Below are 23,177 nucleotides of genomic sequence, written 5' to 3' on the forward strand. Positions count from 1 at the left end.
GGCTCTGGAGAGTGCTTCATTTAGGAAGCCACCAAAGGGGAAAACCGGTAAAAGGTAAACTTTCAGGTGCCAGGACAGAGACCCTCGTTAGGAACGGGGGATTGCTCTGTCCTTTTTTCGTGCCCAAAACCTTCAGGCGCTAGAGCCTCATGGTTAGCAATCTTGTATTTATTATTTGGATCAAGGGGGACAAGTGAATGTCGCAGCTAAAACGAACACCATTATATGAGGAATACCGGAAGCTTGGAGCAAAAACCATCGATTTTGGCGGCTGGGACCTGCCAGTGCAGTTCACAGGCATCAAAGATGAGCACGAAGCGGTCAGAACAAAAGCAGGTCTGTTCGATGTTTCCCATATGGGCGAGATAGAAGTGAAAGGGCAAGCCAGCCTGGATTTCCTGCAAAAAATGATGACCAATGATATCTCCAGGCTGAAAAGCGGCGGTGCACAGTATACCGCGATGTGCTATGAAAGCGGCGGCACTGTGGATGATTTGCTTGTGTATAAATTCGAGGACGATCATTATCTGCTGGTTGTCAATGCGGCAAATATAGAAAAGGATTATCAGTGGCTTGAAGATCATTTGATTGAGGGCGCTGAAATCAAAAATATTTCCGATCAGACTGCCCAGCTTGCCTTGCAGGGTCCTTCAGCTGAAGTGATCCTCCAGAAGCTGGCAGGCGAAAAGGATTTAAGCGAAATAGGCTTTTTTAAATTCAGCAATGATGTGGATCTGAATGGAAAAAAAGCGCTGGTTTCCCGCACCGGCTATACGGGTGAGGATGGATTCGAAATTTACTGCCATTCGGGTGATGCCGCAAGCCTCTGGAATAATATCCTTGAAGCCGGAAAAAAAGAAGGCGTGCTGCCTTGCGGGCTTGGCTGCCGCGACACTCTAAGGTTTGAAGCCAACCTTGCGCTGTACGGGCAGGAGCTGTCGCCTGACATTACCCCCCTTGAAGCCGGAATTGGTTTTGCTGTAAAGATTAATAAAGAAGCAGATTTCATCGGCAAGCCCGTCCTTAAGCAGCAAAAAGAAAACGGTGTGCCTAGAAAGCTGGTCGGAATTGAAATGATTGACAGGGGAATCCCGCGCCACGGCTATCCGGTGCTGGCGAATGGTGAGCAGATCGGCGAAGTGACGACAGGTACACAATCACCGACCCTGAAGAAGAACATCGGCCTTGCCCTGATCAAGACCCAATATGCAGAGCTGGGCAATGAGGTAGAAATTGAAATCCGCGGCAAACGGCTGAAAGCTGCTGTAGCTGCCACACCTTTTTATAAAAGAGATAAGAAGTGACGGAGGGGAAAAACATGACGCATCGCTATCTGCCTATGACGGAAACAGACAAAAAGGAAATGCTTGAGAAGATCGGGGCAAGTTCGATTGACGAACTGTTCAGTGATATACCTGAAGCTGTCAGGTTTAAGGGAGAGTACAATATAAAACCGGCAAAGCCGGAAACGGCATTATTGAAGGAGCTTACCAGGCTGGCAGGAAAGAATGCGGACCTCAGGTCCAATTCTTCCTTCCTCGGAGCCGGTGTTTATGATCATTATATGCCGGTGATTGTGGATCACGTCATTTCCCGCTCGGAATTCTATACGGCCTATACCCCGTATCAGCCGGAGATTTCCCAGGGAGAGCTGCAGGCCATCTTTGAATTCCAGACGATGATCTGCGAGCTGACAGGCATGGATGTAGCCAACTCTTCCATGTATGACGGAGGGACTGCCCTCGCTGAGGCAGCCATGCTGTCAGCCGGCCAGACGCGCCGCAAGAAAATCCTGATCTCTGAGGCTGTACATCCTGAATCGAAGGATGTTGTCAGGAGCTATGCCAAGGGGCAATATATTGAGGTTGTGGAAATCCCGCATAGTGACGGAATCACAGATATGGATGCACTGAAAGAACAAATGGACAGCGATACAGCTGCAGTCATTGTCCAATACCCTAACTTCTTCGGCCGCATAGAGCCGCTTAAAGAGCTGGAGGAGGTCATCCACGCTCATAAGTCCATGTTCGTCGTATCAAGCAATCCGCTTTCCCTTGGTGCTTTGACGCCTCCAGGAAAGTTCGGCGCTGATATTGTGGCAGGCGATGCGCAGCCATTCGGAATCCCGACGGCATTCGGGGGACCTCATTGCGGTTATTTTGCTGTAACCTCTAAACTGATGAGAAAGGTGCCGGGCCGCCTTGTCGGGCAGACGGTCGATGAAGAAGGCCGCCGCGGCTTCGTACTTACCCTTCAGGCAAGGGAACAGCATATCCGCCGTGATAAAGCGACTTCCAATATATGCTCCAACCAGGCTTTGAATGCTCTTGCTGCATCTGTCGCCATGACAGCCCTCGGCAAAAAGGGCGTCAGGGATATTGCAGTCCAGAATATGCAGAAAGCCCGCTATGCCAGGGATCAGTTCAAGAAGGCCGGCTTCGAGCTTGCCTTCGAAGGCCCGATCTTTAATGAATTTGTCGTAAAGCTGAATGCACCAGTCAAGGAGATCAATAAGAGCCTGCTCGATAAAGAAATCATCGGCGGCTATGATCTCGGCAGAAGCTATCCTTCACTGGAAAACCATATGCTGGTTGCCGTGACAGAGCTTCGCACGAAAGAAGAAATCGATACTTTTGTTAAAGAATTGGGGGATTACCATGCATAATCAAGACCAGCCGCTGATTTTTGAAATAAGCAAGCCGGGCCGAACAGGCTACAGCCTTCCGGATCTGGATGTACCTGAAGTGGATTTGGCTGAATTGCTGCCTGAAGGATATCTGCGTGAAGAAGAGCCTGAGCTTCCGGAAGTATCGGAACTGGACATCATGAGGCATTATACCGCTTTGTCCAAAAGAAATCATGGTGTGGATTCTGGCTTTTATCCGCTTGGATCGTGCACGATGAAATACAATCCCAAGATCAATGAAAATGTGGCACGCTTCAACGGTTTTGCCCATATCCATCCTCTTCAGGAGGAAAGCTCAGTGCAGGGTGCATTGGAGCTTATGTATGACCTGCAGGAGCATCTGATTGAAATTACCGGAATGGACGAAGTGACACTTCAGCCTGCTGCGGGTGCACATGGGGAATGGACGGGATTGATGATGATCAGGGCCTTCCATGAAGCGAACGGGGATACAGAGAGGACCAAGGTCATCGTCCCTGACTCAGCGCATGGGACCAATCCCGCATCAGCAACGGTCGCCGGCTTTGAAACCGTCACCGTTAAATCGAATGAAAATGGCCTTGTGGACCTTGAGGATCTTCGCCGTGTAGTCGGATCCGATACAGCTGCCCTGATGCTGACGAATCCGAACACTCTTGGACTGTTTGAAGAAAACATCCTTGAAATGGCAGAGATTGTCCACGGTGCCGGCGGCAAGCTTTATTATGACGGTGCCAACCTGAATGCGGTCCTTTCCAAAGCGCGGCCTGGAGATATGGGATTCGATGTTGTCCATCTGAATCTCCATAAAACATTCACAGGTCCTCACGGAGGGGGAGGGCCCGGGTCAGGTCCGGTCGGCGTAAAGAAAGACCTGATACCATATCTGCCTAAACCAATCGTTGCTAAGCGCGGTGAGGAATTTGTCCTTGATTATGACCGTCCGCAATCGATTGGAAGGGTCAAACCGTATTATGGAAACTTCGGCATCAATGTGCGCGCTTATACTTATATTCGCACAATGGGGCCGGACGGCTTGAAAAATGTAACAGAATTCGCCGTCCTGAATGCAAATTATATGATGAGGCGCCTGGCGGAATACTATGATCTTCCATTCGACAGGCACTGCAAGCATGAGTTTGTACTCAGTGGAAAGCGCCAGAAAAAGCTTGGCGTCAGAACGCTTGACATTGCGAAGCGCCTGCTCGATTTCGGCTATCATCCGCCTACCATCTACTTCCCGCTGAATGTAGAGGAGTGCATCATGATCGAGCCGACTGAAACAGAATCAAAAGAAACTTTGGACAGCTTCATTGAAGCAATGATCCAGATTGCCAAGGAAGCGGAGGAAAATCCTGAGATCGTGCAGGAAGCGCCGCATACAACAGTCATCGGCCGCCTGGATGAGACCCTGGCTGCAAGAAAACCGGTCCTCCGGTATAAGAAAGAAGCTTAGTTCAGATTGGCATTGGAGGGCGAAACACGGCATTGGCGCTGTGCTTCGCCCTTTATTATGGTTTAATATGATCACACGGAAAAAGGGTCCAGCCATAAGGCTGGACCCTTTTTTACTCATGTATAGAAGGGAGTCATCCCTTATTTCTTCGCTTTTATTTTGCCTGACCATTTTTTGAAGCCGCCCTGCAGCTGGTGGAGGTCTTTATAGCCTCTGCGGTATAAGAACTGGGCTGCGCGTCCGCTGCGCATTCCGCTTTGGCAGTACAGGTATACAGGCTTGTCCGGGCGGATTTCCTTCATGCGCATTTTCATCTGTGATAACGGGATATTCCTGGACCCCAGGATGTGGCCGGCATCAAATTCATTCGGCTCCCGGACATCAATCAGCTGGGCCTTCCGGTATCCTGCGCGGAATTCATCCTCTGTCAAGGTCTTGACGACTTTGCGCTGATAGAGCCATGATACGACAGAATAGGTAACAAAGCCCCCGATAATGATTAAAAGAATATAAAGTGTATCCAATGTGACTTCTCCTTTCACGTATAGCTACGCCAGCTTTTATTATATAAGCCGGCAGGCATGTGAGTAAAGGAATTCGTGCAAAATTCACGTATTTCTCACGTTTTCGGATTTGCTGCAGACAAAGCGGGCGAGACGGGATTTTGAAATATTAGGAAAGGGCTGTTTGCTTTGTTTTTTCCGCCCATTTTGATAGACTAGAAAACATGTGCAAGACTCATAACATGAAAAAGAGGGTTACATATGGCAAAAGAAACTTGGAGATTTATTGATTCGGGCTTTGGTTCCCCATCTTTCAATATGGCTTTGGATGAGGCACTCCTCGAGTGGAACAGCGAGGGGAAGATTCCGCCTGTCATCCGCTTCTACGGATGGGATCCGGCAACGCTTTCCATTGGCTATTTTCAAAAAGCGGAAAAGGAAATCGATATGGACGCCGTCCAAAAACATGGTCTGGGGTTTGTTCGCCGTCCGACAGGCGGACGGGGCGTCCTGCATGAGCATGAGCTTACGTACAGTGTCATCGTTTCAGAGGACCATCCTGAAATGCCGAAAACCGTTACCGAGGCCTACCGGGTGATCTCTGAAGGGATTCTTAAGGGGTTCCACAATCTTGGAATGGATGCCTATTTTGCTGTCCCGAAGACAGCCGAGGAGAGGGAGTCGCTGAAGAATCCGCGTTCTTCCGTCTGCTTTGATGCACCAAGCTGGTATGAGCTTGTTGTCGAGGGAAGAAAGGTTGCCGGAAGTGCCCAGACAAGGCAGAAGGGTGTCATACTCCAGCACGGATCCATCCTGCTCGACCTTGATGAAGATAAGCTTTTCAGCCTGTTCAAGTATCCGAATGACCGTGTGAAGGAAAGGATGCAGAGAGCGTTCAAAAGCAAAGCCGTTGCCATCAACGAGCTGAGCCGGGACAAAGTCACAATCGGACAGGCCAAGGAAGCCTTCAGAAAGGGCTTTGAGGAAGGGCTTGACATTCAGCTTGAACCTTATGAGCTTTCCGCTGAAGAAATGGAATATGTGAACAAAATTGCAAAAGACCGATATGAAAACGATGAATGGAATTTTAAAAGATAGACTGTGTTAGTGTACCTCGTTGATTTTGGGCTCATTCGTGTGAAACAGAGTTTCACACGCATTTCAGCACAGCTGAAATGAGCCCAAAATCAATAACAATGTTTAACAAAGCCAACAGAAAAAAAGCGGCCCTGTCGCTTTTTTTCTGTTTGATGCGGAATTTCGCACATCCAATTTATGAATATTTTTCCATGGGATTCATACTCAAAACGCAAACCCCGAAATTTGCCGAAAATAATCGTTTACTGTCATTAATCGGGCAATATCTCTTCTTATCTCTAAAATCTAGTTTTTTCTGAGTTTGACAAAATTAAATTGATTTGACCTCCGATACAATATATAGTGGTGTCGAAAATATTTTATATACTATATATTGATTTTGAGGTTTTGGATATGATAACTTAAGGGTATTCAAAAAAACAAATAGAAGCTTGGCTTTCTATTAAAAATAGAAAGATACATTGAAGGAGCTGTGTGTATGTCTGTCGTGCTAGGACAAAAAGCAAAAGTGAACATCGAACAATTAAACCAGGATATCCGCCTATTCCCCCAGGTGCATCCGATCACCCCTGATATGAAAATCACCCATAAAGGGGTTTCGCGTCTGGTCATGCTGGACCGCTATACGTTCAAGGATACAGAAAAGATCACTCTGGCAAACGGGGACTTCGTCGTCCTGACTGTCAAAGAAGATCCAAAATTCCCTGCCCGCGGCCTTGGCTTCATCCAGGAGATTGACTGGGAGAACAAGACAGCCAGAGTATTGGTGGAGGAAGAATTCCGCGGCGTTCTTGATAATCCGGATGAGCCGGTGATCACAAAATCGCTGGATGTGATCGAAAAGCCGCTTGAAATCTATTATGAGCAGATTGCAAAGCGCAATGCGACAGGCCTGGCAGCAGCAGAGGCAACAGAAGAGAAGCGCAAAGAATGGTTTGAGAAATTTTACCACGAGCTTGTCAGCCTGAATTTTATCCCTGCCGGAAGGGTGCTTTATGGCGCTGGTGCGGATACGGATGTTACTTACTTTAACTGCTATGTCATGCCGTTTGTGCAGGATTCACGCGAAGGGATTTCAGAGCATCGCAAGCAGGTAATGGAAATCATGAGCAGGGGCGGCGGAGTCGGAACAAACGGATCGACGTTAAGGCCGCGCAACACGCTGGCCCGCGGAGTGAACGGCAAATCTTCCGGTTCGGTTTCATGGCTTGATGACATTGCGAAACTGACTCATCTGGTTGAGCAGGGCGGTTCAAGGAGAGGTGCGCAAATGATTATGCTCACCGACTGGCATCCTGATATCATCGAATTCATCATCTCAAAAATGCAGAACCCGCGCATCCTCCGTTTCCTGCTTGAAAACACACAGGATGAAACAATTAAACGGTATGCAAGCGAAAAGCTGAAATTCACTCCGCTGACTGAGCAGGAGACCAATATGTATCAGGGAATCATCAATTATAAACAAATCCCCGGACTTGGCGGCTTCAACGAGAAGATCATCAGAGATGCGGAAAATAAGCTTGCTGCCGGAGGCAATTATACTGTCCATAATCCGGAGTTCCTGACAGGCGCCAATATCTCAGTGTGCCTGACAAAGGACTTCATGGATGCAGTCGAAAAAGATGAAGAATATGAGCTGCGCTTCCCTGACGTGGAGTCATATGATGCCGAAACTATGAAGATCTACAATGAAGAATGGCATAAAATCGGCGATGTCAGAGAATGGGAAAAGCTTGGCCATAAAGTGCGCACCTACCGCAAAATCAAGGCAAAAGAGCTTTGGAACCTGATCAATATCTGTGCGACATATTCCGCAGAGCCAGGCATTTTCTTCATCGACAATGCGAATGATATGACAAATGCACAAGCCTACGGACAGAAGGTAGTAGCGACGAACCCTTGCGGAGAGCAGCCGCTGGCGCCATATTCTGTCTGCAATCTTGCCGCTGTCAATCTTGCTGAAATGGCTGACAAGGAAAACAAAACAGTCGACTTTGAAAAGCTGGCCCGCACTGTTGAAGTTGGTGTCCGCATGCAGGATAACGTCATTGACGCTACGCCATATTTCCTTGAAGAAAACAAAAAGCAGGCTCTGGGAGAGCGCCGTGTTGGACTTGGCGTCATGGGACTGCATGATCTGCTGATCTACTGTGAGACTGAATACGGTTCAGAAAAAGGCAATGAACTGATCGATAAAGTATTTGAAACGATTGCTGTAACAGCATATAAAGCTTCAGTTGAGCTTGCCGGCGAAAAAGGCAGCTTCCCGTTCCTGACAGGTGAGACGGAAGAAGAAACAAACAGGCTCCGCCAGAACTTCACAGAAACCGGATTTATGCAGAAAATGCCAGAAGATGTGAGACAGTCCATCCTTGAAAAAGGAATCCGCAATTCCCACCTGCTGACTGTCGCACCGACAGGATCTACAGGTACCATGGTCGGGGTTTCAACAGGGCTTGAACCATACTTCTCCTTCTCATATTTCAGGAGCGGCCGATTAGGAAAGTTCATTGAGGTGAAGGCAGATATCGTACAAGAGTATCTGGACCGCAACCCTGATGCAGATCCTGAGAACCTGCCGGAATGGTTTATTTCCGCTATGGAGCTTTCCCCTGAAGCACATGCCGATGTTCAATGTGTCATCCAGCGCTGGATTGACAGTTCTATAAGCAAGACGGTCAATGCACCGAAGGGCTATAGCGTTGAACAGGTGGAAGCTGTGTATGAACGCCTGTACCGCGGCGGAGCGAAAGGCGGAACAGTATATGTCGACGGTTCCCGCGACTCGCAGGTCCTTACGCTAAAAGCGGAAGAAAACACCTTTGATGAGGAAGAAGCTAAAGAAGAAAAGCCGAAGCAGCGTGTTGTGCTGGTTGACACAATCAGTGACCTCAGATCGACAGATGTAACTATCGGTTCAGAAGTAGGCAACACCTGCCCGGTATGCCGACAGGGCAAGGTAAAAGAAATCGGCGGCTGCAATACCTGCACAAACTGTAATGCCCAATTGAAATGCGGCTTGTAAAATTTTCATAAACAGTAAAAAGAGGATGGAAAAATTTTTCCGTCCTCTTTTTTTCGGTTTCTTCCCAAAAAGGCTCATACTATTAGAAAAGCGCAACCGCCCTGGTCACCCAAAGGAACGCAGACTAAGAACGCCACGTCCTGTGGCAACGTCTGCATAACCCCCATCCTGGGGACCTCAAGACAATCCTCCCAGAAAGGCGTTCTTTGCCTTGGAGGATTGGCTTGTGACCTCGAGGGGGTAGGCGCAGCTGCTAGACAGTGATCAAATTAGAAAAAATATATACTTTCTTATCTTGATAAAAAAGTGCCGGCGACATGCCGGCAGGCAAGCAAAAATAGAAACGGGGTTATAATGATGAAACCATTCATGCCGCAGCTTGTATATATTGAACCGAAAGCACTCGAGTATCCTTTGGGGAAGGAGCTGAAGGAAAAATTTGAGGAGCTTGGCATTGAAATACGCGAAACCACTTCCCATAACCAGGTGCGCGGCATACCGGGGAATAATGAGCTTCAGCAGTATCGGAATGCAAAATCTACACTCGTAGTAGGAATCAGGAGAACGCTAAAATTTGATACGTCCAAGCCGTCTGCTGAGTATGCAATCCCGCTGGCAACTGGATGCATGGGGCATTGCCATTACTGCTATCTGCAGACAACCCTTGGGAGCAAGCCGTATATCCGCACATATGTAAACCTTGAGGATATCTTTGCCCAGGCTGAAAAATATATGGAGGAGCGGGCGCCTGAAGTCACCCGATTTGAAGCTGCCTGTACCTCGGATATTGTAGGGCTGGACCATTTAACACACTCATTGAAAAAGACAATTGAATTCATTGGCGGTACAGAGTATGGAAGACTCCGCTTTGTAACTAAGTACCATCATGTTGACCATCTGCTCGATGCCAGGCATAACGGCAAAACAAGATTCCGTTTCAGCGTCAATTCGCGATATGTGATCAAGAATTTTGAACCAGGCACATCCACTTTCGATGAACGGCTCGAAGCGGCCAGGAAGGTTGCAGGGGCAGGATATCCATTAGGCTTTATCGTTGCGCCGATCTATCTTCATGAAAACTGGAAGGAAGGCTATTATGAGCTTTTTGAAAGGCTGAAGCAGTCGCTCGATGGCATAGAACTGAAAGATCTCACTTTTGAACTTATTCAGCACCGTTTCACAAAGCCTGCCAAGAAGGTCATTGAAAAACGCTATCCGAAAACAAAGCTTGAAATGGATGAGGAAAAGCGGAAATATAAGTGGGGCCGCTACGGAATAGGAAAATATGTATACCAGAATGATGAAGCAAAGGAAATGGAAGAAACCATTCGAAGCTATGTCCACTCCTTTTTTCCAGAAGCAGAAGTCCAGTATTTTACGTAATCTGATATTTTATCCTGAATAATTAATTTGTCCGCCGTACTATTTTTGCAGCTGCCCGATTAAAGATGTATCAAGCAGGTATCATCGACGGGAGTGGCTTGCATGTATATAGACGGCGTTTTTTCAGGCGGCGGCATTAAAGGCTTTGCGCTGATCGGTGCTTTGGAGGTCATTGAGGAGAAAGGATTCCGCTTTGAAAGGGTGGCCGGCACGAGCGCTGGCTCCATTGTGGCCGGACTTTCTGCTGCAGGATACACAAGCAGGGAATTGTTTGAGCTGATGAATGAACTTGATTTGAAGAAGCTGCTGGATGCCAGGAGGACACTGCTGCCTTTTTCGGCAGCTAAGTGGCTGCTTTTGTATTGGCGCCTTGGATTGTACAAGGGAAACGAGCTGGAGAAGTGGATTGCAGAAAAGCTTGCCGCAAGGGGGATCCGTACATTTGGCGATCTTGCACCCCAGAAGCTCAGGGTTATTGCATCAGATCTGACGAACGGCCGGCTTGTCGTACTTCCGGATGATTTAATGAGCTATGGGGTCGACCCTGGCCGATTCTCAGTAGCGAAGGCTATCCGGATGAGCTGCAGTCTGCCTTATTTTTTTGAACCGGTCAAACTGAAGTCATTTGAAGGGGAAACAAGTCTCTTAGTTGATGGAGGAGTGCTGAGCAATTTTCCGATGTGGCTTTTTGATAAGGAAAATGTTAAAAAGGTCCGGCCAGTACTTGGGATCAAGCTGAGCCATGATGTCTTGAACAGGGAGAAAAATAAAATCAATAATGCGATCCAGCTGTATGAGGCACTCTTTGAGACAATGAAGGATGCCCATGACGCACGCTATATTTCCCGGAAGCACGCAAAAAATATCATCTTTGTTCCGACAGAAGGCATCGTCTCTACAGAATTTGGCCTTACCGCTGAAAGAAAAGAAGAGCTGCTGGAGCTTGGGAGGCGGTCAGCGAGGAAGTTCTTCTCTTTATGGACATACTGAGGGAATGAAAAAGCACTGCCTAAATTGGCAGTGCCTTCCAATGGCCGGCTGTGTACAGCCGGCAATGAGCTTGAAATAACAGCCCCGGTCATCAGAGAGTGGCCCGGTTCTTTTTTTTGCCTTTTTTCCCGTCAATGACGGTTAAATGAGATGGAGATTTGCGAGCTTTTGTTTTCCTTAAGGATGTGAGCGAACCGACACTTGCCTTCCTGGTGCTGGCAGGTTCTTTCTGATATTTCCTTTTAGATTTCTTAGCTGCTTTAACAAATGCCTGCTGCTCTTTTTTCATAGGGCCAGCTTTGTAGAAACGGCGAAACAGAAAATATACGGCAGCACCAATGAGGGCTATTACGGCTATGCTCTGCAAAAAACCGGCAGGGTCGTTTACCAATCTGCCTATTATTCCGATTATTGCGAGGCCGATGAGGCCGGCAACAATATACAATGAAGTCCGGTTATTCAAAAAAGCCACCTCCCTATGAGCATGATGAGCATTTTCACTTGCTTTTAAACTATATCTTATACAATTTCTTCTGTTTTATTAGTGTCCTCGGTTTCCTTTTCCTTTTTTAACAGTTCGTTAAACGAAAGAATGGCAACTTCTGTCTGTTTATCATCCGGTTCTTTGGTCGTCAATAGCTGAAGCCAGAGTCCGGGAAGGCCGAGCCATTTCAGGACAGGCACATGCCTGACCTTATTCGTCAGCTGCAGGACCTCAAATGAAATGCCGAGAACGGCGGGAATCAGGGCTAGGCGGTTTAAAATCCTGACCCAAAGCGGATCCGTCGGCACAAACATATAAATGAAAACGCCGACAATGACGGTAAAGAGGATAAAGCTGCTGCCGCAGCGATAATGGAGTCTGGACTGGGCCTGAACATTTTCGACCGTCAGCTCCTTGCCGTTCTCAAAAGCATTTATTACTTTATGCTCTGCACCATGATACTGAAACACCCGTCTGATAATCGGGGTCAATGAAACGAAATAAATATAGCCAAGGAGAAGAATGAGCTTGAAAAATCCTTCTACCAATACCTGTGCAAAATCGCTTGGAAAAACCGGCTTTGTCAAGGCCGCCAGGAATACGGGAACAAGGGTGAAGATAAATTTTCCAAACAGGAAGGAAATGACCCCGATGGCTGCCACGCCGAGCCACATGGTGAGCTTGGATGGCTCCTGTTCTTTTAAGGTATGATCCTCGCTTGGATCAAGATCAAATCTCTCTGTTGAGAAATTCAAGTGTTTCGAACCGTTCGCACTGGCTTCAATGATTGCTGCTATCCCTCTCAGAAAGGGGATTTTCTTGATTGTCCGGAGGGATGGGTTTGATTTTCTCGGCAGATGGAAGTATTCGATAGATTCATCCTTCCTTCTGACAGCTGTAACATAATGATGCTTGCCGCCAAACATGACGCCTTCAACAACTGCCTGGCCGCCATAAACGGGCTTTTGATCTTTAGACATATATGTAACACCAACCTATTGTGTACTGGGCCGAAACAGCATATTGAAAAAAGTGGATCGTGCCTGCAAGGCACTTTTTGCATAAGCTGAATGTACCTATATTTATTCTACTAAAAAACGGATAAAACCTCTAGAGCTGAGCAAAAGTAAGGTTTTTTCCCGCGGCAGATGAACCTTCAATTTTTGGTTTAGTTGTGATTGAAAAAATAACCATGGGCATACTAAGCAATGGAGGTGGAAAAATGAAGGAAGAACATGAAAAGCTTGAACAAAATCAGAGGGAAAAGCCGATGTCCTTCATGGCTATGGTCATCATCACTGGATTTGTCGGGGGAGTGCTTTGGAGCGGGCTGGCTTACCTGGCTTACGTTTTTAACCTGACTGAAATCCATCCGAGGGTTATCCTGGAGCCATGGGCTATAGGGGGATGGAAGAAGACGTGGCTTGGTACGGTCATTTCGCTTGTATTCATCGGGATTGTCTCCATCGGGGCAGCAATCATCTATTATGCCCTGCTTAGAAAGATCAAAAGCATCTTTGCGGGGGCAGCCTACGGAATTGCACTTTTCCTGCTGGTCTTTCTTGTGCTGAATCCCATTTTTCCAGGCATAAGCCCGCTGAGGGACCTGGATAAAAATACAATCATTGCCTCTGTCTGTTTTTATATTCTTTATGGAGTATTCGTCGGCTTCTCCATTTCTTATGAAGAAAATGAGATCAGGTTCAGGGAAGATAAGGAAAAAGAAGCTGCAACATAATATGGTTTCGGTGTGCTGCCGTTTTCAATTGTGATAGAATGTTCTTATGGACATTCTTTTTTCACGGGAGCCTGATTATGACAAAAATACTACTATTAAACGGGCCGAACCTGAATATGCTGGGCAAGCGGGAGCCCGGTATTTATGGAGAGACCACACTGAAGCAGCTGGAAGAGCGGATTGCAGAGCTGGCCCGCGAATACGGGGCAGAACTGGAAGCCTGCCAGTCCAATCATGAAGGGGTGCTTATCGACAAGCTTTACGAAGCGAACGAAGCCGGAGTCGATGGCGTGATCTTTAATCCCGGGGCATTTACACATTACAGCTACAGCCTCCGGGACTGCATAGCAGGCATAAGCGTGCCTGTCATCGAAGTACATATATCGAATATCCATGCCCGTGAGCCATTCCGCCATGTGTCTGTCACAGCAGTGGTTACGGCGGGTCAGATCGTCGGCTTGGGGCTCAAGGGATATGAGCTGGCATTTGCCGCACTACTGGAAAAGGGGAGAAATTAGGATGGAGAAACTACAGAAGCTTCGCGCCGCATTTGGACAGCATTCAATTGATGGGATGCTGGTTACAAGCAATTATAACAGAAGATATTTAACCGGTTTCACCGGCTCTGCAGGACTGGTGCTGATCAGCGGGGAAAAAGCACAGTTCATCACCGATTTCCGCTATGTCGAACAGGCGGGGAAGCAGTGTGAAGGATTTGAAATCGTTCAGCATTCAGGCAATATCGTTGAAGAGGCGGCCAGGCAGGCCAGGAATCTTGGGATCCAGAAGCTTGGCTTTGAGCAGGAACATGTATCATTTGCCTCCTTCAAAGCCTATGAAGCAGCAGTGGAAGCAGAGCTTGTTCCAGTAAGCGGAGCAATTGAAAAGTTACGCTTGATTAAGACGGATTCAGAGATTAAGATATTAAAGGAAGCTGCGAGCATTGCCGACAAGGCATATACTCATATTCTGGACTATATACGCCCCGGCAGGACAGAGCTGGAGGTTTCGAATGAACTGGAATTCTTTATGAGAAAAGCAGGTGCAGCCTCTTCTTCTTTTGACATCATTGTTGCTTCCGGATACAGATCTGCCCTTCCGCACGGAGTGGCAAGCGATAAGGTGATTGAAAAAGGGGACATGGTTACACTTGATTTCGGCGCCTATTATAATGGCTATGTATCCGACATTACCCGCACCCTTGCTGTGGGTGAGCCGGACAGCAAGCTGAAGGACATATACCATATTGTCCTTGAAGCACAGCTGAAGGGGCTCGAGGGCATCAAACCGGGCATTTCCGGTAAGGAAGCCGACGCCCTTACGCGCGACCATATCAGCAGCAAAGGCTATGGCGAGTATTTCGGCCATTCCACAGGACATGGAATCGGGCTTGAGGTCCACGAGGGGCCTGGGCTTGCATCCAGATCTGATGTCATTCTTGAAGAAGGAATGGTTGTTACAGTCGAACCAGGCATCTATATCCCTGGGCTAGGCGGGGTGCGCATTGAGGATGATACAATCATTACTAAGGACCATAACGAAAAGCTGACTCATTCAACTAAAGAACTAATCATTCTGTAATTGCATATTAGGAGGACATAACACATGATTTCTGTAAATGATTTTCGTACAGGATTGACCATCGAAGTAGATAACGGCATTTGGAGAGTAATGGATTTCCAGCATGTTAAGCCAGGGAAAGGCGCAGCGTTTGTTCGTTCAAAGCTCCGCAATCTCCGAACCGGCGCTATCCAGGAAAAAACTTTCCGTGCCGGCGAGAAGGTAGGAAAGGCCCAGATTGACAACCGCAGGATGCAATATTTGTATGCAAGCGGGGATCAGCACGTATTCATGGACAACGAGTCCTACGAGCAAATTGAACTGCCTGAAAACTCAATCGAGTATGAGCTGAAGTTCCTGAAAGAAAATATGGAAGTACAGATCATGATGTATCAGGGAGAAACGCTTGGTGTTGAACTTCCAAACACTGTTGAGCTTGAAGTGACAGAAACTGAGCCTGGAATCAAAGGTGATACTGCTTCTGGCGGAACTAAGCCTGCCACACTTGAAACAGGCCTGATTGTACAGGTTCCTTTCTTCATCAACCAGGGAGATGTGCTGATCATCAACACAACTGAAAGCTCTTATGTATCCAGGGCATAATCGGTGAAAAGGAATACCCGCATGGCTTCAGGCCGGCGGGTATTTTTTATTGCATCCAGTTAAAGTTTCCTTCCGGTTGTCCCCGGAGATTGATCGGTATTCCCCGGGTTATTATATTCCGGGTCAGAGGATGCCTGCTTCCTGTTGCTTTTTGTTCCGCCAAGATACTGATCCAGATCCCGCTGCTCTTTTAAAAATTTATCATGATTTTCATTTACCATTCAGTAGCCATCCTTTCGGTCCTCTATTTGCCGCGCTCTCTTTAGTATGTGCTATTCTACTCCAGCATATGAAAAAATGGCTTAAAGCTATTGCCTTTTTGGTAATGTTATTGTAATATAATTATTGCAAGCTGCGTTGTTCGTTTGTATATGAAGTTTCAACCTTTATGTAGTAATAGGGAGCCCTATATCGGAATCAGGACGGCATGCCTCTGCATGGAGGACATACGGAAAGAATTCCTGCGGACACCCACCTGTTGGAGCAGGTTTGAAACTCCATATAAATCGGCGGCAACTGCGGCCCTAATAAGGTTATCCCAAAGCAATGGCCAATCGGCTGTTGCTTTTTTTAATAAACAAACTCCGCTGTCACATAGGCAGTAATTTCCGTAGTGCCAGGTTCTATTGAAGTACCAGCGGCCGCACTTTTGACAAACTGGCCGGCTTCCCATGGTATTGGCTGGCCGGGGGCAATGTTTCCTTCAGTGACTGACACTGGTGTTTTAACCAGCTGTACATTCAGAGTTTTTGCGATGACAGAAGCCTTCTCATAGGCATCAATGACTGCGAGAGACAATGCCTGCTTCTGCCACTTTCCATCGTCCGCTAAAAGCCTGACAGAAGAAATGATATTTGCTCCATTTTCTGCAGCAGTATCCAATACCCTGCCGGCAGCTTCAACAGGCGATACAATCACCCTCAATAAATGCTCTGCTTTATATCCTCTGAAAATCTGCTTGCCATCCTGAAAATCATATTGCGGAAAAACGGAATAGTCCTTTGTCTGGATGTTTTCTTCCGGTATCCCAATCCTGATCAATCCAGCCTTTATACCGGCGATTGTATGGGCGGCTTCAGCTTGTGCCTCTGCCAAGGAACTGCTTTCGGCTGATACGCCAAAGATAGTTTCCGCCTTATTCGGCTTTGCCTCGACAGTTCCCTTTCCTGCAACCCTGATCGTATTCCGGCCCTGTTTCTGTACGGGCTGTCCTGATATTCCATGATTTTTATACATTTACTCTCCTCCCCAAAAGCTATTCTTTCTTTAAGTTATTGGAGTATGCCGGGCGGCAGAACAAAATCATCAACGAAAATACCGCCTGATTTTATCTGAGAGTTCTTCTTTTCTCTCCTCCAGCTGCCTGAAACGATGTCCGTTTGCTCCTGATGGATGGGGAAATCCGTACAGGCAATTTTCAGGATTAATCAGTCCGATCTTAATCCATCCAGCCAATATGCTGTCTGCCGCTTTTCCCAGGGGGATGATCAGGGGGGAATCAAGCGGCATGATGTCAGTTTTGAGTGTTTCCTCAGCATAGCCAGTCAGAAAAGGGCTTTTGCTCAATTCGGGGCTATGGCCAGTATAGTTCATTCCTTTATAAAAAGCAGGATATTTCACAAGTGAGCATGTATGGAGGAGTGTATCCGCTTCGTGGAAAAGCATCATCGAATGATCAAGTCCCATCCGCTCCGGCAGGCCGATGCTGTCCAGCATTTCCGCCAGATTTTTTCTCATGGGCCCTGAAAAGCGCCCTTCTGCTTTCACCCTCTTCAGCACCTCTGAGTCAGGAACCTTTCCAATCAAATGCCTTGCGAGCGTGATGCTTTTGTTCATTTGCGCCCATCCAGGCGTAATGCCAAGTATCAACACTTTAGCCCTGCTATTCACATATTCATTATGGGGCGAGTAATAGATCTGGAGAGCACCATATTCTTCAATCAGCAATCCTGGATGCAGCAGATCTTTTTTTGTATATATATTTTTAAAAGGAAGCTTCTGAATTTCCTCTTTATACCTAGTAAACAGCATATTCCTCTCCTTTCCCTGCCATTATTCATGATACCCATATTTTCTGCTTGATAAAGAATCTCTTCCTTTGTTTCCACTGAATAATCCATTTATAGAAAAGGGACAAATATTGTCATATTGCTCCTGGAACGACATACATTTCTTAGTAGCGAAAATAAAAGACAGTAAAGCTATAAGGAGGATTTTTGTGGAAACAGTTGCAGCCTTTTTGCCAAAAAATCTATCAGACAAGCTGAAAAATGTCCCTCCTGAAATGATGGAGCATCTTGAGGAAATCAGGATCAGGATTGGCAGGCCGCTTGAAGTGACAGCCAAAGGAATCCCCTGCTTCCTGCCCTATACAGTTGGTGCAGAAGATGCTGTCCATTTAATGAATAAAATCAGCCATTTTTCAATCTACACATTGGAAGAAGAGCTTAAGAGGGGCTATATCACAATAGAGGGCGGGCACCGGGTCGGGCTTGCCGGAAAAGTCATTCTGGATGGAGGGAAGGTCAAGGCCATCCGTGATATCTCTTCCTTTAATATCAGGGTGGCTAGAGAGAAAATCGGGACAGCAGACAGGCTGATTCCCTATTTATATAGCAGCGGCTGGCTCCACACTATGATCGTCGGCCCGCCGCAGACAGGCAAGACAACGCTGCTCAGGGATATTGCCCGGATCGTCTCCTCTGGTGCACCGAAACCAGCTATTCCGGCACAGAAGGCCGGCATAGTGGACGAGCGGTCCGAGATTGCCGGAAGTGTCAGCGGCATTCCCCAGATGACCTTTGGCCCGAGGGTGGATGTCCTTGATGCCTGCCCAAAGGCGGAGGGGATGATGATGATGATCCGTTCCATGAGCCCGGATGTCCTGCTCGTTGATGAAATTGGGAGGCAAGAGGATGGGGAGGCCATCATGGAGGCTGTCCATGCGGGCATCAAGCTGATGATGACAACCCATGGACGTTCATGGGAGGAAATAAAGAACAGGCCGACATTAAAGCAAATCCTTGAAAGCGGAATTTTTGAAAGATATGTGATTCTGGACCGGACAGGCGGCCCGGGGAATATTGCATCAATCCTGGACAAGTCAGGCAGGGAAATCCACAGGGAAGCGGCGGTGAACCTGGCATGATGAAGATCATCGGCGCCTGTTTCATTATCCTGGCCACTACATGGGCGGGGTTTGAGGCATCAAAGCATTTGAACGAAAGGCCGCGCCAGCTGCGGCAGCTTAAATCCGCGCTTCAATCGCTGGAAGCTGAAATCATGTACGGCCATACACCGCTCCATGAAGCGGCAAGAAGGCTGGCTGCCCAGCTTTCGAAGCCGCTGTCCTGGTTTTTTGAATCTTTCTCAAAGAAGCTTACAGATTCGGAAACAACAGTCAAGGCTGCCTGGGAAGAAAGCCTGAAAGAGGTATGGAAGCTGACGGCCTTCAAGCAGGGAGAATTTGAGATCATGAAGCAGTTCGGGGAGACACTCGGCCGCCATGACCGGTTTTCCCAGCAAAAACAAATCATGCTGGCACTCTCCCATTTGGAAAGGGAAGAAGCTGATGCCTATGAAAGACAGGCAAAATACGAACGAATGGTAAAAAGCCTTGGATTCCTGTCAGGTCTCCTGTTGATCATTCTATTGATTTAAATCAGGGCTCGCACACGATGCAAGGAATATTAAAGCAGCGTATAGGAGGAGAAATGATGGGATTAGAGGTTGATATTATTTTTAAAATTGCCGGGGTCGGCATTGTAGTCGCCTTTTTGCACACCATTCTGGACCAGGTCGGAAAGAAAGAGTACGCACAGTGGGTCACCTTATTCGGTTTTATCTATATCTTGTTTATGGTCGCCTCGATTGTGGACGATCTCTTCCAGAAAATTAAGTCGGTCTTTTTATTTCAAGGATAAGGGAGGGCTCAGCGATTGAGATCTTTCAGATAGCAGGTATCTCGCTGGTAGCAACATTCCTAGCCCTTGTAGTAAAAGAGCAGAAGCCCAACTTTGCCTTTCTGCTCGTTGTCTTTACCGGATGCAGCATTTTCCTGTTTCTCGTTGACCAGATTTATGCCATCATCCACATGCTTGAGAAAATTGCAGTTAATGCCAAGGTGAATCTTGTCTATGTAGAAACGATCCTTAAAATCATCGGGATTGCTTATATAGCTGAATTTGCCGCTCAGATAACGAAGGATGCAGGACAGGGTGCAATCGCATCAAAGATTGAGCTCGGCGGCAAAATACTGATCCTGGCGATGGCTATCCCAATCCTGACTGTTCTGATAGAAACGATCATTCAGCTGATTCCCAGTTGATGTCCCAGCAATCATGTTTCTTTAAATGAGGTGAAAAGATGAAGCAGCGGCTGCCGTTTATTTTTCTAGTATTATTTCTCGCCACCTTCTGTGTGATGCCAGTTGTACAAGCCTCCGGGGAAAACGAAGGAGAGAACGGGCCCAGGGGGGCTGAGGCGCTGGTTGAGGCCCAGCTTGAAACCCTTGAGCTTGATGAGCTGAAAGGTTTTTGGGAAAAAGTTTCAACTGAATATGGCGGCTTTTTGCCGGAAAGCCAGAAAGGCAGTTTATATGAATTTATTAAGGGAGATAAAGAGTTTTCCCTGAAAGAGTGGATGCTCGGGGGAATGAAGTTTCTCTTTCATGAGTTTCTCGTCAATGGGAAGCTTCTCGGGTCTCTCATCATCCTGACAGTCTTCAGCATGTTTCTGCAGTCCCTTCAGAATTCTTTTGAAAAGAGCTCTGTCAGCAAGGCCGCCTATTCCATCATCTTTATGGTTCTGGTGATCATCGCACTGAACAGCTTCCGGGTTGCGGTTGATTACAGCATCGAAGCCATCAGCACGATGACATCTTTCATCCTGGCTCTTGTCCCGCTCCTTTTGGCTCTGATCGCTTCGTCAGGCGGCCTGGTGTCAGCTGCATTTTTTCACCCTGTCATACTGTTCTTGATGAATATCAGCGGTATGTTCATTCAGTATGCGGTGCTGCCCCTTCTGTTTCTTTCGGCGGTCCTCAGCATTGTGAGTGTCCTTTCAGAGAATTACAAGGTGACGCAGCTTGCCAATCTTCTGCGGAACTGGAGCATAGGCCTTTTGGGATTGTTCGTGACCATTTTCCTTGGAGTCATCTCAGTGCAGGGTGCTTCTGCCGCAATCACGGACGGGGTGACCTTGAGGACAGCGAAATTCATCACAGGAAATTTCATCCCCGTAATCGGAAGGATGTTCACGGATGCTACAGATACGGTCATCAGTGCATCAGTGCTTTTGAAAAATACAGTCGGGATCGCGGGAGTCGCGATTCTGCTGATCATCGCAGCGTTTCCGGCAATCAAAATTCTTATGATTGCTTTTATATATAAATTTGCAGCAGCTGTTCTCCAGCCGCTCGGCGGGGGCCCGGTCATCGCCTGCCTCGACATCATCAGCAAGAGCGTCATTTACGTATTTGCGGCACTCGCCCTTGTGTCTCTTATGTTTTTCCTAAGCATAACCGTCATAATCGCTGCAGGAAATCTGACCATGATGATGAGATAGGGGTGACCGATATGGATTTTATAAAAGAGTGGGTTACAAACATCATATTATTTGTTCTGCTGGCTACTGTTGTGGACATGCTCCTGCCGAATTCAAGCCTGCAGAAGTATACGAAGATGGTAACCGGGCTGCTGCTGATCACAATCATCCTGTCTCCGGTCCTCAAGCTGTTTACGCAGGATCTTGAAGAAGCCATTGGGAAAATCAATGTTTTTGAAACAGCGGAAGATGATAATATGGAAAATTTAATAGAAATGAAGAAAAAAGAAATACAAGCTTCAACCAGTGCATATATTTTAGAAGAAATGGCTGTCCAAATGAAAACGGACGCAGAAAAGGAGCTGATGGACCAGTACGGATTGGAAATTGAAGATGTCAGTCTAATCGTGGATGAAAATGATCAGAGTGCCTTCCCGGAAAATCTTGAGAGGGTCGCCATCCAGCTAAGGCAGCATGTTCCTGAAGAAAAAGCAGTCGAAGTGGTCTCCATGGTAGAAATCAATACGAATCAACCCTTTCCATCTAGCACAGAAACAGATGAATCAAACAATATCGCTTCACTTCTTGCTCAAAAATGGAATATAAAGGAAGAATCTATCGAAGTCATGATAGAAGGGGGGAACAAGGATTAATGGACAATGAAAAGGGGCCGCTGGCTTGGATAAAGAAACACCTGATGGGAAGCGGTGAAAATAAGAAGCAGGGAAAATATCAATATTTGCTGATTGCCTTATTGTTCGGGGCAGCGATCATGCTCATCAGCAGCTCCTTTTTCAAGGAGGAAGCAGCTGGCGGGGTGCTTCCGGCTTTCAGCAGCCAGGGAGGGAAGGAAGCTGAAGATGTCCCGGCCTTTGGCCAGAAGAATACCGGCGGGAACGTGTCTATTACTGATTACGAAAAAGCTTATGAAGCCCAGCTGAAGGAAGCGCTCGATTCCATTATTGGTGTGGACGATGTTACTGTTGTTGTCAATGTGGATGCGACCGAGAAGAAGGTATTGGAAAAGAACTCCACAACGAAGTCCCAAACGACCGATGAAACGGATCGGGAGGGCGGAAAAAGGAAAGTGGAGGATTTGTCCAAGGAAGACCAGCTGGTGATTATCAGAGATGGAGAAAAAGAGGTTCCGATAGTGGTTGAAACGAAGAAGCCTGTTATACGGGGAGTACTCGTCGTCGCTAAAGGGGCCGATAACATACAAGTAAAAAAGTGGATCATTGAGGCTGTCACGCGGTCGCTGGATGTGCCAAGCCACCGTGTAGCTGTAATGCCAAAAAAATCTAAGGGGGAATCCTGAAATGCTATTGAAAAAACAAACAGTCTGGCTTTTAACTATGCTAAGTTTAGTCGTCGTGCTCTCTGTCTACTACATTACTACACCTGAACAAAAAAGCAATGATCTGGCCGCAGTCGAGGAAAAGGCAAATGAAGAAACCGCAGGGGCAAAAGAGTCCTCAGCTGAAGAAACTGCTTCAGAAGATGGCGAAACAGTTATCTCCGGGGTTTCCAGCGATGAAATGTTCGAAACGCTCCGCATGCAGATGGAGGATGAGCGCAGCCGGATGGAAGAGGAACTGACCAATGTCATGGCATCCACAGATCTTTCCGCTGAGGAACGAAACGAAGCGAAGGAAAAAATCGATCAGCTTAGAGATGTTGCCCAAAAAGAAATTCTCCTTGAAACAGTCATCAAAGCCATGGACTATGAGGACGTCCTTGTAAGGGCAGACGGAGAAAAAGTCCGCATCACCATCAAATCAAAAGAACACTCGCCAACAGCCGCTAACGAAATCATTCAAATGGTAAAAGGCGAAATCCCGCAGCTCCAGGTAGCATCAGTAGAATTTGAACCTGGGAAATAGAAAAGCGGAGGCGACTGTTCCAACAAGGAACGCAGGCTAAATGCGCCACGTCCTGTGGCAACGCCTGCATGACCCGCATCCTGCGGGCCTCAAGCATAAGGCGCTTTGGAATTGAAGGCGTCCTTTGCCTTCGGTTCCAAAGTGACTTATGACTCGAGCACCTAGGAGCCGGAGCTGGACAAAAGAAAAGCGGGAGGCGCTTGCAGCCCTCTTGCCCGATTTGCAGGTCCACTATAAAAAGG

Annotated in this window: 25 protein-coding genes, 1 other RNA gene and 1 riboswitch; of the genes, 20 read left to right on the forward strand and 6 right to left on the reverse strand. The window is 47.3% G+C overall.

The features are described from left to right. The first annotated feature begins 2 nt into the window (after positions 1-2). A riboswitch (glycine riboswitch) is annotated at positions 3-80 on the forward strand. A gap of 117 nt (positions 81-197) precedes the next feature. The 3 genes from gcvT to gcvPB are packed head-to-tail and all read left to right on the forward strand — an operon-like array spanning position 198 to position 4,121. Continuing rightward, complete coding sequence (gene gcvT, locus ACQCVH_RS02525) at positions 198-1,304, forward strand: glycine cleavage system aminomethyltransferase GcvT (protein ID WP_426834298.1); 1,107 nt, start codon at positions 198-200, stop codon at positions 1,302-1,304. A gap of 14 nt (positions 1,305-1,318) precedes the next feature. Beyond that, the gene (gcvPA, locus tag ACQCVH_RS02530) at positions 1,319-2,665 is read left to right on the forward strand and encodes an aminomethyl-transferring glycine dehydrogenase subunit GcvPA (RefSeq protein ID WP_426834299.1); all 1,347 of its coding nucleotides are present in this window, start codon (positions 1,319-1,321) and stop codon (positions 2,663-2,665) included. Beyond that, positions 2,658-4,121: an aminomethyl-transferring glycine dehydrogenase subunit GcvPB gene (gene gcvPB, locus ACQCVH_RS02535; RefSeq protein WP_426834300.1), complete on the forward strand. Its 1,464-nt coding sequence runs from the start codon at positions 2,658-2,660 to the stop codon at positions 4,119-4,121. Before gcvPA ends, gcvPB begins: the two co-directional genes overlap by 8 nt. Positions 4,122-4,261: 140 nt before the next feature. Here gcvPB and ACQCVH_RS02540 read toward each other — a convergent pair whose 3' ends face one another. Then, positions 4,262-4,645 (reverse strand): rhodanese-like domain-containing protein, encoded by a 384-nt coding sequence (locus ACQCVH_RS02540; RefSeq protein ID WP_224899156.1) that lies wholly within the window; start codon positions 4,643-4,645, stop codon positions 4,262-4,264. Positions 4,646-4,885: 240 nt separating this feature from the next. Between ACQCVH_RS02540 and ACQCVH_RS02545 the strand changes: the two genes are divergently transcribed. From ACQCVH_RS02545 to ACQCVH_RS02560, 4 genes are all read left to right on the forward strand, one after another. Then, positions 4,886-5,722, forward strand: a complete 837-nt coding sequence (locus ACQCVH_RS02545; protein WP_426834301.1) for a lipoate--protein ligase family protein — start codon at positions 4,886-4,888, stop codon at positions 5,720-5,722. 478 nt (positions 5,723-6,200) lie between these two features. After that, positions 6,201-8,750, forward strand: a complete 2,550-nt coding sequence (locus tag ACQCVH_RS02550) for a vitamin B12-dependent ribonucleotide reductase (RefSeq protein WP_426834302.1) — start codon at positions 6,201-6,203, stop codon at positions 8,748-8,750. Between the two features lie 354 nt (positions 8,751-9,104). After that, positions 9,105-10,133 (forward strand): spore photoproduct lyase, encoded by a 1,029-nt coding sequence (splB, locus tag ACQCVH_RS02555; protein WP_426834303.1) that lies wholly within the window; start codon positions 9,105-9,107, stop codon positions 10,131-10,133. Between the two features lie 102 nt (positions 10,134-10,235). After that, a complete protein-coding gene (locus ACQCVH_RS02560) occupies positions 10,236-11,123 on the forward strand; it encodes a patatin-like phospholipase family protein (RefSeq protein WP_426834304.1) in 888 nt (295 codons plus the stop codon). A 91-nt stretch (positions 11,124-11,214) separates the two neighbouring features. Here the strand turns inward: ACQCVH_RS02560 and ACQCVH_RS02565 are convergent, their stop codons facing one another. Both ACQCVH_RS02565 and ACQCVH_RS02570 read right to left on the reverse strand, forming a co-directional pair. Next, positions 11,215-11,595, reverse strand: coding sequence for an SA1362 family protein (locus tag ACQCVH_RS02565; protein ID WP_426834305.1), 381 nt, complete (start codon positions 11,593-11,595; stop codon positions 11,215-11,217). A 47-nt stretch (positions 11,596-11,642) separates the two neighbouring features. Further along, a complete protein-coding gene (locus ACQCVH_RS02570) occupies positions 11,643-12,587 on the reverse strand; it encodes a DUF1385 domain-containing protein (protein WP_426834306.1) in 945 nt (314 codons plus the stop codon). Positions 12,588-12,829: 242 nt separating this feature from the next. On the opposite strand from ACQCVH_RS02570, the gene ACQCVH_RS02575 reads away from it, so the two are divergent. From ACQCVH_RS02575 to efp, 4 genes are all read left to right on the forward strand, one after another. Continuing rightward, positions 12,830-13,345, forward strand: a complete 516-nt coding sequence (locus ACQCVH_RS02575; protein WP_224899174.1) for a YqhR family membrane protein — start codon at positions 12,830-12,832, stop codon at positions 13,343-13,345. Between the two features lie 77 nt (positions 13,346-13,422). Further along, complete coding sequence (aroQ, locus tag ACQCVH_RS02580) at positions 13,423-13,863, forward strand: type II 3-dehydroquinate dehydratase (protein ID WP_426834307.1); 441 nt, start codon at positions 13,423-13,425, stop codon at positions 13,861-13,863. Between the two features lies 1 nt (position 13,864). Continuing rightward, positions 13,865-14,926 carry a M24 family metallopeptidase gene (locus ACQCVH_RS02585; protein WP_426834308.1) on the forward strand — a complete coding sequence of 354 codons (1,062 nt, stop codon included), beginning with the start codon at positions 13,865-13,867 and terminating at the stop codon, positions 14,924-14,926. Between the two features lie 24 nt (positions 14,927-14,950). Beyond that, a complete protein-coding gene (gene efp, locus ACQCVH_RS02590) occupies positions 14,951-15,508 on the forward strand; it encodes an elongation factor P (RefSeq protein WP_009794939.1) in 558 nt (185 codons plus the stop codon). Positions 15,509-15,567: 59 nt separating this feature from the next. Here the strand turns inward: efp and ACQCVH_RS02595 are convergent, their stop codons facing one another. After that, positions 15,568-15,729, reverse strand: a complete 162-nt coding sequence (locus ACQCVH_RS02595; protein WP_426834309.1) for a hypothetical protein — start codon at positions 15,727-15,729, stop codon at positions 15,568-15,570. A 125-nt stretch (positions 15,730-15,854) separates the two neighbouring features. On the opposite strand from ACQCVH_RS02595, the gene ssrS reads away from it, so the two are divergent. Beyond that, positions 15,855-16,037: non-coding RNA, 6S RNA (gene ssrS, locus ACQCVH_RS02600), on the forward strand. Positions 16,038-16,078: 41 nt separating this feature from the next. Here ssrS and ACQCVH_RS02605 read toward each other — a convergent pair. Together ACQCVH_RS02605 and ACQCVH_RS02610 are read right to left on the reverse strand one after the other, a co-directional pair. Next, positions 16,079-16,744 carry an SIMPL domain-containing protein gene (locus tag ACQCVH_RS02605; protein ID WP_426834310.1) on the reverse strand — a complete coding sequence of 222 codons (666 nt, stop codon included), beginning with the start codon at positions 16,742-16,744 and terminating at the stop codon, positions 16,079-16,081. Between the two features lie 69 nt (positions 16,745-16,813). Continuing rightward, the gene (locus ACQCVH_RS02610) at positions 16,814-17,539 is read right to left on the reverse strand and encodes a hypothetical protein (RefSeq protein ID WP_426834311.1); all 726 of its coding nucleotides are present in this window, start codon (positions 17,537-17,539) and stop codon (positions 16,814-16,816) included. Between the two features lie 187 nt (positions 17,540-17,726). Here ACQCVH_RS02610 and spoIIIAA point away from each other — a divergent pair, with 187 nt between their 5' ends. The 8 genes from spoIIIAA to ACQCVH_RS02650 are packed head-to-tail and all read left to right on the forward strand — an operon-like array spanning position 17,727 to position 22,935. Continuing rightward, a complete protein-coding gene (spoIIIAA, locus tag ACQCVH_RS02615; protein ID WP_426834312.1) occupies positions 17,727-18,656 on the forward strand; it encodes a stage III sporulation protein AA in 930 nt (309 codons plus the stop codon). Next, positions 18,653-19,168, forward strand: coding sequence for a stage III sporulation protein SpoIIIAB (gene spoIIIAB, locus ACQCVH_RS02620; RefSeq protein WP_426834313.1), 516 nt, complete (start codon positions 18,653-18,655; stop codon positions 19,166-19,168). Before spoIIIAA ends, spoIIIAB begins: the two co-directional genes overlap by 4 nt. Positions 19,169-19,224: 56 nt before the next feature. Next, positions 19,225-19,431, forward strand: coding sequence for a stage III sporulation protein AC (gene spoIIIAC, locus ACQCVH_RS02625; protein WP_009794945.1), 207 nt, complete (start codon positions 19,225-19,227; stop codon positions 19,429-19,431). 14 nt (positions 19,432-19,445) lie between these two features. After that, positions 19,446-19,835: a stage III sporulation protein AD gene (gene spoIIIAD, locus ACQCVH_RS02630; RefSeq protein WP_224899334.1), complete on the forward strand. Its 390-nt coding sequence runs from the start codon at positions 19,446-19,448 to the stop codon at positions 19,833-19,835. Positions 19,836-19,873: 38 nt separating this feature from the next. Continuing rightward, positions 19,874-21,073 (forward strand): stage III sporulation protein AE, encoded by a 1,200-nt coding sequence (gene spoIIIAE / locus ACQCVH_RS02635; protein ID WP_224899195.1) that lies wholly within the window; start codon positions 19,874-19,876, stop codon positions 21,071-21,073. An 11-nt stretch (positions 21,074-21,084) separates the two neighbouring features. After that, positions 21,085-21,705 carry a stage III sporulation protein AF gene (gene spoIIIAF, locus ACQCVH_RS02640; RefSeq protein WP_426834314.1) on the forward strand — a complete coding sequence of 207 codons (621 nt, stop codon included), beginning with the start codon at positions 21,085-21,087 and terminating at the stop codon, positions 21,703-21,705. Further along, positions 21,705-22,370, forward strand: a complete 666-nt coding sequence (gene spoIIIAG, locus ACQCVH_RS02645) for a stage III sporulation protein AG (RefSeq protein ID WP_426834315.1) — start codon at positions 21,705-21,707, stop codon at positions 22,368-22,370. Before spoIIIAF ends, spoIIIAG begins: the two co-directional genes overlap by 1 nt. Position 22,371: 1 nt before the next feature. Next, positions 22,372-22,935 (forward strand): SpoIIIAH-like family protein, encoded by a 564-nt coding sequence (locus tag ACQCVH_RS02650; protein WP_224899202.1) that lies wholly within the window; start codon positions 22,372-22,374, stop codon positions 22,933-22,935. The last annotated feature ends 242 nt before the right edge of the window (positions 22,936-23,177 follow it).

This window comes from Bacillus infantis, assembly GCF_050107595.1.
Lineage (GTDB): Bacteria > Bacillota > Bacilli > Bacillales > Cytobacillaceae > Bacillus_AB > Bacillus_AB infantis_C.